Source organism: Streptomyces sp. NPDC043812 (assembly GCF_056436245.1).
Map to the genome: position 1 here is coordinate 110089 of NZ_JBWKCY010000011.1, position 12219 is coordinate 122307.

11 protein-coding genes and 1 pseudogene are annotated in these 12219 nt (G+C 68.3%); 4 read left to right on the forward strand and 8 right to left on the reverse strand.

Features of this window, described 5'->3' with window-relative positions; genetic code table 11:
- Positions 1–109: 109 nt before the first annotated feature.
- The 5 genes and pseudogenes from AC067Z_RS18105 to AC067Z_RS18125 all read right to left on the reverse strand — a co-directional run bounded on the left by AC067Z_RS18105 (position 110) and on the right by AC067Z_RS18125 (position 5000).
- Positions 110–841 carry a class I SAM-dependent methyltransferase gene (locus tag AC067Z_RS18105; protein ID WP_478790516.1) on the reverse strand — a complete coding sequence of 244 codons (732 nt, stop codon included), beginning with the start codon at positions 839–841 and terminating at the stop codon, positions 110–112.
- Between the two features lie 699 nt (positions 842–1540).
- Entirely contained in the window at positions 1541–3496 is a 1956-nt protein-coding gene (locus AC067Z_RS18110) for a DUF3320 domain-containing protein (RefSeq protein ID WP_478790517.1), read from the reverse strand.
- 17 nt (positions 3497–3513) lie between these two features.
- The gene (locus tag AC067Z_RS18115; protein WP_478790518.1) at positions 3514–3720 is read right to left on the reverse strand and encodes a DUF397 domain-containing protein; all 207 of its coding nucleotides are present in this window, start codon (positions 3718–3720) and stop codon (positions 3514–3516) included.
- A pseudogene (locus tag AC067Z_RS18120) lies at positions 3717–3923 on the reverse strand (Scr1 family TA system antitoxin-like transcriptional regulator); the annotation flags it as partial. The gene AC067Z_RS18115 and the pseudogene AC067Z_RS18120, both read right to left, overlap by 4 nt.
- 366 nt (positions 3924–4289) lie before the next feature.
- Entirely contained in the window at positions 4290–5000 is a 711-nt protein-coding gene (locus tag AC067Z_RS18125; protein ID WP_478790519.1) for a hypothetical protein, read from the reverse strand.
- Between the two features lie 329 nt (positions 5001–5329).
- On the opposite strand from AC067Z_RS18125, the gene AC067Z_RS18130 reads away from it, so the two are divergent.
- The 3 genes from AC067Z_RS18130 to AC067Z_RS18140 all read left to right on the forward strand — a co-directional run bounded on the left by AC067Z_RS18130 (position 5330) and on the right by AC067Z_RS18140 (position 7355).
- A complete protein-coding gene (locus tag AC067Z_RS18130; protein WP_478790520.1) occupies positions 5330–5677 on the forward strand; it encodes a hypothetical protein in 348 nt (115 codons plus the stop codon).
- A gap of 412 nt (positions 5678–6089) precedes the next feature.
- Positions 6090–6707 carry a hypothetical protein gene (locus tag AC067Z_RS18135; protein ID WP_478790521.1) on the forward strand — a complete coding sequence of 206 codons (618 nt, stop codon included), beginning with the start codon at positions 6090–6092 and terminating at the stop codon, positions 6705–6707.
- 156 nt (positions 6708–6863) lie between these two features.
- Positions 6864–7355: an ATP-binding protein gene (locus AC067Z_RS18140; RefSeq protein WP_478790522.1), complete on the forward strand. Its 492-nt coding sequence runs from the start codon at positions 6864–6866 to the stop codon at positions 7353–7355.
- A gap of 27 nt (positions 7356–7382) precedes the next feature.
- Here AC067Z_RS18140 and AC067Z_RS18145 read toward each other — a convergent pair whose 3' ends face one another.
- The 3 genes from AC067Z_RS18145 to AC067Z_RS18155 all read right to left on the reverse strand — a co-directional run bounded on the left by AC067Z_RS18145 (position 7383) and on the right by AC067Z_RS18155 (position 11402).
- Positions 7383–8087: a hypothetical protein gene (locus AC067Z_RS18145; RefSeq protein WP_478790523.1), complete on the reverse strand. Its 705-nt coding sequence runs from the start codon at positions 8085–8087 to the stop codon at positions 7383–7385.
- Positions 8088–8213: 126 nt separating this feature from the next.
- Positions 8214–9887 carry a DUF262 domain-containing protein gene (locus AC067Z_RS18150; protein ID WP_478790524.1) on the reverse strand — a complete coding sequence of 558 codons (1674 nt, stop codon included), beginning with the start codon at positions 9885–9887 and terminating at the stop codon, positions 8214–8216.
- A gap of 606 nt (positions 9888–10493) precedes the next feature.
- The gene (locus tag AC067Z_RS18155; protein ID WP_478790525.1) at positions 10494–11402 is read right to left on the reverse strand and encodes an NAD(P)-dependent oxidoreductase; all 909 of its coding nucleotides are present in this window, start codon (positions 11400–11402) and stop codon (positions 10494–10496) included.
- A gap of 85 nt (positions 11403–11487) precedes the next feature.
- Here AC067Z_RS18155 and AC067Z_RS18160 point away from each other — a divergent pair, with 85 nt between their 5' ends.
- Positions 11488–11859, forward strand: coding sequence for a winged helix-turn-helix transcriptional regulator (locus AC067Z_RS18160; RefSeq protein WP_478790526.1), 372 nt, complete (start codon positions 11488–11490; stop codon positions 11857–11859).
- Positions 11860–12219 lie beyond the last annotated feature (360 nt).

Here is a 12219-nt window from a genome sequence, read left to right on the forward strand (position 1 = left end):
GCTGCCCCGTGCAGACGCCGTCGACCCCGTCCCGTCCCCGTCCCAACCAGTGGGACCGCACCCTGATCAAGGCGCCGACCGCATGGCTGTCGGCGTCCCAGGCTCCTGCCTACGCCTCCGGGCGCTTGGCGAGGAAGACGAACTCCCGGCCCGGACGGTCCGGTGCATCGCGAACGTCCTTCACCACGTAACCATGTGCGGCCAGGTCCGCCTCGATCTCTTCCCGTTCGCGGAATCGGAGCGTCGAATCCGACGCCAGCACCTGGCCGTCCGCCGCGAACACGTAGGTCCAGCGGAACGTCACCAGCGGGCCGCTCACCTCGATCAGCTCGACCCAGCTCTCCACCGCGCCGACGTCCGGGATCTCCCGCACGCCGTACGAGTCCTCGCGGTTCCACTCCTCCCAGCCGCGCCTGGCCGGATCCCGGGTCTCGAACACCAGGTGTCCGCCGGGCCGCAGTGCCGAACAGGCCCCGAGCAAGGTCTCCTGCCACGCCTGCGGATCGACGATGGCCTGGGCGACGTTCGCCGTCATTGTCGCGAGGTCGACCTGCAGAGGTGGGAGCGTCGCCGCATCGCCGCAGATCCAGCGCACCCGCTCGCTGCCCTGCTTGCCACGGGCCACATCGAGGGAAGCCCGGGCGGGATCGACGCCGATGACCTCGATCCCGCGGTCGGCCAGCAGGAGTGCGAACACACCTGTCCCGCACCCGATGTCGAGCACCCGTCGCGCTCCGAGCTCCTCAGCCATGCGCACGTACGCGTCGAGATCGCTGCGATCGGGGTCGAGTGGGTCGTAGATCGCGGCGAGCCGCGGAATCCCGAAGCAGTCGTCAGCCATGCGGCCGACGCTATGCGGGGCCGACTCCCAACTGCCAACGGGTTTCACCGCATGACACGCCCGGACGAACACCCCGCGATCCTCAAACGCACTGCGCGGCCGTGCTCCCAACACACTCCGCGTGCCCGCGTACACCAGCCTGGAGTCCAGGCGACTGTGCTGGTCAAAGTGCTTTTGCGCCAGCAGTGTTGAGCGTACGAAACCAGCAACCGCGACATCCGCGAGACTCGTTCACGCACAGTCACCGCGCACAGGTTCACGATGCGGTCGACCCCGCGCGACGCACGCCTCGCGCGGCGGCTCCTGGCACACCTCGAAGCGACAGACTTCCTGACTGACCGTGGCACGTCCGCGTCGGCTGGACACTGGCTTCACCCCCGAGGCGTTCGCCCTGCTGGCCCGCTCCACGGCGGCCGGCGCTGGGGGCACTGGTCAGCGCCCACGCGTGGGCGTTTCCGGCCTGGTCACGAGAGCTCCGGGACATTGCGCGGGGCGGGGAAGTTAGCACGCTGATTCGTAAGAAGAAGTGAGAAAGAAGCACACTGGGGAGCCGCTCCGCGCCCAACGAACGTAACAGGGAGCGGCCAACTGATCATGTGGACTTCCGCGGGCTCTCTTGCCTACGCGCGGAGCGTTGCGCCGGCTTGGTCGCCCACGCAACGGTGGATCGGCGGGCTCATGGGGCCGTAACCGTCCCGGTCAGCGCACCGCGCCGACCCGCCCCGGCCCCCCTTCCAGTCTGCCGAGCAGGTAGAGCTCCTCAATATCGGCCGCCAGGCAGTCACGGATGTCCTTGCCCACGCGCCGCCAGCCGAAGAAGTCGCAGGCCTGTTTGATCAACTCTTCCTCGGACATCCCCGGGCACTCGGCAGCCAGCTCGCACAGAGCCAAGTACCGCTCGGCCGGGGCGATATGCATCACCTTCCGGGGTGTGTCCCCCTTGAGCGCGCCCCTTTGAGCGGAGTCGAAGTAGGAACCGTCAGCAGAGATCGACCCCGACCGCTCCAGGGCCTGCGCCACCTCTCGGACGTTGTCCCGAATACGGCTTCCGGCCCGGCCCACCCCCCACGCTTCTCGGGTGCGCTGTACCAACAGATCCTCATGGATCGGCCCTTCCGCCGCGATGATCTCGGCCAGCACCTTGCGCAGTGCCGGCCTCGCCTCGGGCGTATGGAGTTCGTGGCGCGGGGCAACTTCGACCGAAGCAGTCCGGTATTCGGCACTCCATTCGCGCTCGACGTCCGTGTCGACTGGCACCCGCTCGTATTCGACGCGGGTCTCGGGAAGCTCCTGGCGCGGGACGGGAACGGCCAGAACAGACACGCGGTGCTCCGAACCTGCCGCGCTCACCGCAGAGCTCGGCGCCGTCGGCGACAGCCCGTCCACCGAAGACGAGGCACGATGCACTGCGGGCGCAGCAGCGAGCGGCCCTTGGGCCACAGCCTGCTCGACCGCCTCGCGCAGGCGCAGTTCGGCCCCGACCCGGCCGCGGTACCAATCGGTGCCCCAGATTCGGTACAGCCGCCAGCCGAGACCGCCGAGGACCTGTTCACGCAGTCGGTCCCGGTCCCGCGCGGTCTTGGACGAGTGGTACATCGCACCGTCGCACTCGATGCCGAGCGCGTAGGCTCCCGGCATCTCCGGGTGACGAAGGCCGATGTCAATGCGGTATCCGGCGACCCCTAATTGGGGCTGCACCGTGTAACCCCACCCGCGCAGGACCTCCAGCACGGACTCCTCGAAGGGGCTGTCGGGCTCGGCATCGGTCTGGACGACGTCGCGGGCGAGGACGGCGGGGCCGTTCTCGGCGTACTCCAGGTAGCGCTTGAGGTGCTGGACGCTCTCGTTGGTGCTGTCGGCAAGGCTCGTGCCACGGAACGAGGCGACGACCTCCATGCGGTAGCGGGCGCGGGTGACCGCGACGTTGAGGCGTCGCCAGCCGCCGGACTTGTTGACAGGGCCGAAGTTCAGGCCGAGCTTGCCGTGTTCGTCGGGCCCGTAGCCTACGGACATGATCATCACGTCGCGCTCGTCACCTTGCACGGATTCGAGGTTCTTGACGAAGAAGCCGTCCAGGCGATCCTCGGTGAAGCAGTGGTCGAGATCAGGACGCATGAGCCTCGCCTGCTGCACCGCCTGGTCGATGGCGGATGCCTGGGCCTGGGAAAGCGCGACGACACCGAGCGTGCGGCCTGGCCGCGTGTCGAAGTGATGGAGGACGCGCTGTGCCACGAATTCGGCCTCGGTCCGATTGTCCCGACGGCCTCCCCTGTCGTAGACGCCGTCGGACTTGAGGAAGGCCACGCCGACGTCGTTACCTTCATCGAGGGCTCCGGGGAATGTGACCATCCCGTTCTGGTAGAACGCACGGTTGCTGAAGGTGATCAGGTTCTCGTGGCGGCTGCGGTAGTGCCAGCGAAGCGGCAGCTCGCGCAGGGAACCCGCCTTGCAGGCGTGGAGCAGGGACTCGAAGGAGTCCGGGATGTCGTCGGCGTAATCGTCGGAGTCGTCCTCGACGGCCGAGTCGAAGATGCGGGCCGCGCACGCGCATTTCCAGGCGCGGCTCGACGCGGAGATCGCCGCCGGAGCCGGCCACGGCGGACATCTGACGTAAACACCGTGGGGCGGTTCCCAAGCTGTCGGGAACCGCCCCACGCCAGCCGACCATGTACCTACAGGCCACCGCTCACAGCCGCGAAGCCGACGAAGGCAGTCCACGCCTGCGGCTGCAAGGTCAGCATCGGCACCGTGATGTCCTTCGAGTCCCGAACGTGCACTGAGTCGGGGCGCGCCGCGACCTCGACGCAATCACCGCCGTCACCAGCGCTGTAGCTGCTCTTGAACCACGCCAAGTCCGCCTGCATACTCCGCCCGCTCATCTGTCTCCCAACAACCTTTCAACCAGGGCCAGCGACTCCGTTGGAGTCAGAGCCTGTGCGCGGATGACTCCGTACGTGGCTTCCAACTGCCTGACTCTGTTCCGGTCTGTGTACAGGCGACTGTCGCTCTGCACCTCTGCGTAAGCAATCCTCCGCCCATCCTTGCTTTCCATCAAGGTGAATGGGCCTGCAAGCCCGGCGTGTAACGCCGCCCGGTCGTACTCCGTGCACTCCCGAAACCGCTTCAACTGCCGCCCGAACACATGCAAGATGCCCGACCCGGGCCCCTGCTCCGCCTGCTGCTGCTCGTCGTCCACCGTCATCCGCACACCACCTCCCGCGCACCCGCGCCCACACCCAATGCCACCGCCCTACCCCCGGTCACGCCCCACCCCGCGTACAACCGGCCGGCTCCCGCGTACACCAGCACCCCGTACCGCCTCGCACCCCACCAACCCCCACCCGATCAACGCTACGCACACCACACCCCCGTTCGGGCCCCGAGCCGCCAGGCTCACCCTCCCGCGTGAGAGCCGATCCATCGCACCCACCCGGACAGCCACAACCGCTCAGCCGTCCTCCGGCCGTGACGGCGGTACCCCCACCGCCCGCCGCTCCTGCACCCGGCGGCGCGCGTTCAGCGCCCACTCCTCGACGCCGTCGCGCAGTTCGTCCATGCCCGACTCGAACCGGCGCCACGACGGGGTGGGGTCACCCGCCGGGAACGCACCCGCGTAGTCGTCGAAGTCTTCGATCAGCCGGCCCGCCAGCCGGGACAGCCGTTCCGCGTCCGCCACCTCGGGATCATCCGCGGACAGGCGCAGAGCAGAGTGACGCAGCAGCAGGTCCCGGTACTGCTCACGCGCGTGGGTCAGGCCCTCCCCCACCGCGCTCCCGCGCCCCATTCCCTCCTCGAAGTACCGAGGCCCGGCCACCGCCAGGTGGACGAGCGCCATGCGCACGTTCTCGACGCCGTTCAGGAACTGCGCGTACGCATCCCGCCGGGCCTGCCAGAGCGCGTCCTCGCGAAGCCCGTCCAACTGGAGCCGCACACCGGCCAACGCCGCTTCGACCTGAGCCCTCCCCGCCTCCCGCGCGGCGTCGAGTGCAGCCTTGTTCGCGCGGCGACCCGTCTCCACGGCCACAAGCGCCATGACGAGCGTTGCTCCGACACCGATGCCCGCGGCCCAAATAGCCGCCTCCCCCTGGTCCATGCCGGGATTGTGCCACCGGCCGTCCCGCAACCGGCCGGAGAACCACGCCATCTCCTCGTCACGCACCGCTACAGGTATCAGCGGCGGCTCACTCGCTCTGGTGGCACGAGCGAAGGGCGTGCCCGTCCCCCACTGATGACTCCCGCTTCGCCATGCCGCGGCAACGTCGGCGCCAACGGATTTGGGCCCGATCGCAAAGGCACTGCACAATCCCGCCGCCGCGCACTGGGCACCACGCCTTCTCGGAGAGACAACTGATTTCGCCTGAACTCTCCCGAACTGCCCGCCAAACGCCTATCGTTCTGCCCCATCAGGACTCGCCATCCGGGGGGATCGTGTCTGACGCGTTCAAGTCCGAGCCTGCGCCCAAGCGTTGTGTCGTATGCCGTCAACCAGTGGCGAGGAAGAAGCTCGTCCTCATCGCAGGCGGACAGCCGGTGCACCGGGCCTGCCAGTCGTCGGCCCCGGACCGCTCGCCGGTCCGTGCAGCGGCGACGGCCGGTCCGAGTCGGGCACCGAAGGACATCAGCCGCGCCGAGCTCCTCAAGCGAATCGCAGCATTGCGCAAGCGCGACACCAGGACGAAGCAGGGCGCCAAGAAGGCACAGCCCGGCCGCCGCCCCAAGCCTCCGACAGCGCAACGCCGCGACCAGCGGCCGGTCGCCCCGCCACAGCCGTACTACGGCGTGGAGATGAAGTACATCGACGGCCGGTGGGTACAGATGCACCCCGACTCCGAATAGTGGTCGCCGCTGCCGCCCCCGGCCGGCCCTGTCCGACGCGTGGCGTTGCCCAATTCAGGCCTGGGCCAGGTGGTCGTGCTCCAACGCGCCGATCGCGCTGGTCACACATGCGACCGATATTCATGCAGACGCGCTGAGTGAGTTGGCAAGGACAGCGCGGCGTACTGGCAATCCACGATGGCGATGACGGGGACACCCGGGTCGACACGCTACGTGCCGTGAGCGAGATACGGACCAGAGGAACAGACAGAGTGGCAACCGAACGCAATTACCGGACGAACATCGGCTTCTACCCTCCCCGGGAGGACGGCGGCGCATGGCGGTCCAGCCTCCCGGAACTGGAAGAGGCTCTACGGCCAGCGTTCGCCCACCCCGTCGTCGAGTACCGGACCTCGGCGACGCACGCCAGCAGGTGCTCTCCTTCGAGATCGCGCTGGCTCCCGATGTCTGGATGGACGGCACCTCGTCCATGGAAGAGCCCGACTACGCCTTCATCACGCTCAGAAATGTCACCGTCGACGAAGCGGCAGTCTTCGCCACATGGCTGCGGGACTCCTTCGTACCTGCCCCGGATCTGGTGCGCTTCATCAGCAGTCTCGCCATGGCCAACGGCGAGGAGACACCCTGGGTCCTCCCGGCAACAGGTGGCAGCAACGTGATCCTGGCGGAGATCCGGCGGCACATCGAGACTTTCGACGTCTTCTGGCGTCGACGACATGAAGCGGCACCGGCGCCGCCGAGTCGTCTCGGGACCGAGGTGTGCGCTGCTCTGGTGGGGGCGCTGCACCTGGGCACGGCGTACTGGGTGTTCCTCGCCTTCGCGATCGAACCGGAAGGACCGTGGGACCACGAAGCGGACAACTACACCGCCCTGTCCGCCGGTGTCGCCCTGGTGCTGACCGCACTCAGCGCTTCGTTGACGCTTCTCTTCGTCAAAACGGCATGGCTGCGCACGAGGTGGTACGTCTTCCCCGGGCCGTTCGCTCTCGCAGCGGTGCTTCGGCTGACCGTGTTCGTTCCTGCGGGGTGACACCGGAGGGCCTGGCGCCGTCCCGACGGGCGTGACGATCATGAACAACCGTGCCGTGAAGGCTGCGCGTACGCAGAGCGTACCTCCGCGTACAGCGGAACGCCGTGCGCGCGTCCTCCCTGGTCACAGGGGTCAGCCCGCCCTCAGGGTGAGGGCATGACCCGACCGATCACACAGACTTCGGCGCCCGTCCGGGAGTTCGCCATGCAGTTCACGTCCACCCCGCGCGGGGCGCGCCTCGCCCGGCGTCTCGTGTCGCACCGGATGCACGAGTGGGGGTACCCCTACGAGGGACTCGGCAACGAGGCCGTGACCCTGGTGGCGGCCGAACTGGTCGCCAACGCCGTGACGCACGGGCATGTCCCCGGGCGGGACTTTCACCTGCGGCTCACGGCCACACCCGATGCGGCGTGCGTCGAGGTCACCGACACACGCGCCGAACGTCAGCCGGCAGCCGGGCCACGACCGCAGGTCCCGGAGGGTGAGTCGGGCCGTGGGCTGCTCCTCGTCGAGGCACTTGCTGCCGACTGGGGCGTCACTCCCAGGTCGGCGGCGCCGGGCGAGGCCGTGTGGGCTGTCGTCCTGCTCTCGGAGCCGGGTACCGGTCCGACCGGCACCCGGCGGTCGACGGTCCGTCAGGACGCATGAGGTGCGTGTTCGCGGACAAGGGTGCCGTCAGGGACCTTGCGTCGGCTCCGGCCACGACTCCGGCGGTGGGCCGAACGCACGGCGGCCGGCCCGCACCGTCAGCGTGGCGAGGGCGGCGTTGGCACCACCGCCGATCACGGCGCCGATGCCGAACGGTGCCACTCGGCCGAGCACGATGATCCCCTGCTTGGTCCCGTACTTGGTGACGAAGTTCTTCCCCAGGATCTTGTTGATCTGGCGCAACGTCTCCACAGGCACCTTGGCCACGACCTGACGTCCCCAGTGCTGCCCCGTACGCTCGGCGACCTTGGTGATGGTGGCCGAACCCGACCCGCCGAGCATGACCCCCATCACGATGGTCCGGCGGCGCTCGATCTCGTCGATGGAGACTCCGTGGACTTCGGCTACCGAGAGCGCGAACAGGGCGCTGAGCTCGAGCGAGGAGAGCGCCTCGCCCGCCGACAGTGCCAGCGCGACTCCCGTGCCGACGCCGGGTGCGGCCGCTGCTCCTCCCACCGCCGCGCCCGTCCCGGTCAAGGCGCTGACGTACATCCGCTCCAGAGTGCGGAGCACCTCGGCCGGTGTCGCCTCCGGGTTGCGCTGACGGGCTCGGGCGATGTTCTTGCGCACCAGCGGGCTCTGGGCGGCTATCGCCTTGTCCAGAACGGCGAGGACCTTGTGCTCGCGTCCGTCTTCCGCCGGCTCCGGATCGTCGATGGCCTCTGTTGCCATGTCCTGACTCCTCGCATCGTTGTGTGTATCGACTGCATCTCCAGCCCGGCCGACCGGGCGGACGTTCACGAGCCGGTGCAGGCCGCTCAGGCGGCCGACTCCTTCGCGTCCGACCATGCGGGACGTCTAGAGCCGCCATTCCTCGGCGAGCAGGCCGACCAGTTGCTTCTGCCGTGAGCCGACGAGTGCGGGGTTCCACTCGGTGTGCTGGAGCACCTGGGTCGTCAGCGCGAAGGGCACCACCCCGTTCCGGCCGGCGAAGTAGGTGACCTTCTTCACGGCGAACTCGTGGTTCTGGGCTGCCGAGTTCTTGACCCGGTTGAGAAGGACCAGGTTTCCCAGCCGGTGGGTCCAGGCAAGGCGCTGCTCCTCGTCGAAGAGACGGGTCCACTCGGAGTCCGGCTTCGGGTTCTGCGGCAGGACGTGCTCGACCGTGATGATTGGGTGGTCGTACGTGGCCCCCTGGCCGCGTGCAAGCACCTCGTCGACCCTCAGGAGCACGTACTTGCGGATCCTGCCAACGAGGTAGAGGTCGCCGTCCAGCTTCGCCCGCGTCTCGGCACGTTCCGGGTCCGACAGCTCCAGTGCCTCGGCGTCGAGTCCGGCGCCCTGATCGAGCTGGCGCAGCAACTCCGCGTACCGGGTGACACGGGGAGTGGTGTAGACGCGCCGGATGAACATGCTGCTGGAGAGCCGTTCCAGTGCCCCCAGGAACCGGTCGAGCCACACGGGGTCGTTCTCGTGGTGGCGCAGCGCCCAGAGCGCTGCGGGGCGCCAGTCGTTGTTGTCGACCTGCTGGAGCCTGCGGAACCAGGTGTTGACCTTCTCGGCTCCGGAGGGGGCTTCGTAGACGGCGTCGCGGACCTGGACGTAGGCGTCGGCGTAAGGGCGGAGCACGTCGTTGACGAACACCTCTCCCTCGCCGGGGAGGTACCGGCTGAGCACCTGCTCCGGGAACTCTTTGAGCAGTTCCTGCTCTGCCCGCTTCTTGGCGTAGATCATGCGCAGGTGGAGGAAGAGGTCGGCGAAGTCGTCACGGCCAAGGGCTTCCTCCGCGTCCTCCCACGCTGTGGCGCACTGACCGGCGGTCGGCTCGGGAAGGTCTCCGATGATCCGCGCCTTGAAAATGTCAGTGGGCGAGAGGTCGAGTCCGCGCGAGTTCATGACGCTGAAGATGCGGTGCGCGCTGTCCAGGTCCGGGGTGCTGACGACGACCAGATAGGTCCGCCCGACGAGCATCCGAAGCAGTTCCAGTCGACGCCTCTCCGACCAGGTGGCCACTCTGTCGTGCAGCGCCCGTGCGTTGCGGAGAATTGCCCTCTGGGCATCGGTGTCGAGCTTCTCCGGCACGAGCGTGAGCAAATGCGGTACGGCTTCCTTGTTCTGCACGTATCGCTCGAAGAAGTGCTTGTCACGCTCACGCAAGGCGAGGCGCGGCTGCTTGGCGAGCCCCTGGATCTTGTCCCCCGGCTCACTCACGAGCTTGTCCAGGTCGTCCCGGATCTCCGCGTCTTCTGCGACGTCACGCAGCACGGAGAGCAGGATGGTCAAGGTGGTGAGCCTCTGCTGGCCGTCGATGACCTCGGCACGCGACGACCCGCTGTTCTTGACCAGCACGACGGAGCCGAGGAAGTACGGCTCCTCCGTTCCGCGGTCCAGAGCTTCCACGAGGTCTGTCAGCAGTTGGACCGCCTGCTCCGCCTCCCAGGCGTAAGGGCGCTGGTAGTCCGGGATGTGGAAGTCGTAGTCGCTGCTGAACACCTTGTGCAAGGGCATCTCGTGGGCCTCGAGCTTTTGCATGTCCTCATGATGGCGAGGCGGAGCGCCGGGCCGTGGGCGAATGCCCACAGTTGAGTTGCCGAATCGACGGCGTCCAAGCCCACGGAGCGCCCCCACTTCTCGTGCGGCCCCGGCGGCCGATGGTCCACCTTTCGGCAATGTGCTGGACTCGGTGGACGACCCACAGGCGCTGGCTGCCGTCGTGTCGCCGGACCTGCACGACGAACCGGGCGTGGGCCGTGGACGCCTTGCGTCACCGTCGCGACATGCAGCGGGCCCGATCACTGCTGTTCGTCGCGGCGACGCGGGCCCGGGACAGTCTCGACATCTTCTGGCACGGCAAGCCGAGCCAGTTCCTGGAGCCGCTACTGCCTTCCTGAGACGTGCCCCGATGCCGTGCAGCTCGCGGCTCCCACGAGCGCCCCCAGCCCCAATGCGGCCCCCAGTGCGGGAGGCTCCCCCGAACAGTCGTCCCGCCGGCGAAGAGGGCGGTGAGCACCACCGGCAGCTGCACAGCGGTCAGTACGCCTCCGACGAACCAGACAGCTGCCGGATGGGCCCGATGCTCAACGTCGGGCAGCGTGCGGCCTGTTACGGCGCCAACCCCCGGGTGTCGCCGCCGTCGGGTCAGCGTGGTGCTCGGATACCGTCGATGATGCGGGTCCAGTTGTCGCCGCCGTTTCCGTCCTCGATCGCGCGCCGATAGTGGGCCTGGACGGCCAAGGGGAGGGCGAGGTCGAGACCGAGGGAAGTGCTGGTTTCGACGATGTGGTCGGACGTCGCGCCCATCATGGTGACCGTGCTGAGGTCGCCGGGGTGCTCTCCGGCATCCAGTGCGGCCCCCGGAGTCGCCTCGCCCGCCCTCAGGATGTCGCCGATCGAGTCGGCGCCGTCGAGCAGCTCCGACAGTACGTCCTGGGCCTTCATCCCAGCGCTGCCCAGCATCGCGGTTGCCTGCATCAGTCCGGACAGGGTGGTGAGGAACACCGCGAGTTGGGCTTGGTACATCAACTGGGCGAGGCCTGGATCCTCGCCGAGGTATTTCGGTGCGCCGAGCAGCGTCAACGCCGCCCGATGGCGATCCATGACCTCCTCGGGGCCGCTGTAGTAGACGTAGGCCGCCTCCGTGCCGACCGTGGGTGCCGGCGCCATGACGCCGCCGGTGAGGAAGGCGGCGTCGTGGCCGGCCGCCCAGGCCGCTGCCTCGCGGCTGCGGTCGGGAGTGTCCGAGCTCAAGTTGACGAGCGTGCGCCCGGCGAGCGATCCGGCTGCACCGTCGAGGATGTCGTACATCGCCTGGTAGTCGGTGAGGCTGAGGATGACCAGGTCGCTCGCTTCGACCGCCTCGCGCGGTGTCGCCGCGAGCTTCGCCCCGTCCGTGACGACGCCGTCGGCCCGGCCGGCGGTGCGGTTCCAGACGGTGACCGGGTGGCCACCGCTGAGAAGGGTCCGGGTCATGGCCTGTCCCATCGGACCGAGCCCGATCAGGGTGACAGCGCTGCGTTGTGTGGTGTCGCGGTTCTGTTGTTCGTTCACTCCTCCATGCTCGGAGAGTGCCACTATTCTCGGTAGTACCCACTATTTACTGCGGTACTTACCTTTTCGTAAGGGGCGATCAGTGATGGCCAGAGCACCGAGGCGCGGGCCCTACATCTGCGGCGTCGACGCCGCGCTCGACGTGGTGAGCGGCAAGTGGAAGGGGCTGATCCTCTGGGAACTCGAAACCCATCGCGTGCGCCGCTTCGCGGAGCTCCGTCGCGGTCTACCGGGCGTGAGCGAGAAGATGCTGACTCAGCATCTGCGTGAGATGGAGGAAGACTGTCTCGTGCACCGGAAGGTCTATGCCGAGGTGCCGCCGCGGGTGGAGTACTCCCTGACGGAGCACGGCCGCACTCTCAATCAGGCGCTCGGGCCGCTCGGCGCCTGGGGGACCGAGCGGATCCGCCGCGAAGCCTCCGAAGTGGTCGACCGGGCCGAGACCTCGCGCCGCTGACCCTCCGGCCCTACCGGCCAGAGGCGGCATGCCACAACAACCGCCCAACTGACGGGTGTTGGGGGTAATCAGCGGCGTCCAGGCGGAGTCGTCCCCGTGGGACGGGGGATGCAATTCACCTCGACGCCCCGCCGAGGCACGGCCAACGCGGCGGCTGGTGTCGCACCGGCTGCACGAGTGGGGCATCCGTACGACTGGGCCGCGAACGAAATCCTGACACCGGTCGCGGCGGAGTCGGTGGCCGATGCCGTGCGCCACGGTCACGTGACGGGGCGGGGCGGGGCGGGGCGGGTGGCGGGACTTCCCTCCACGGCTCGCCGCAACGCCGGTGAGCCTCCTGGCGGATGGCACCGACAAGCG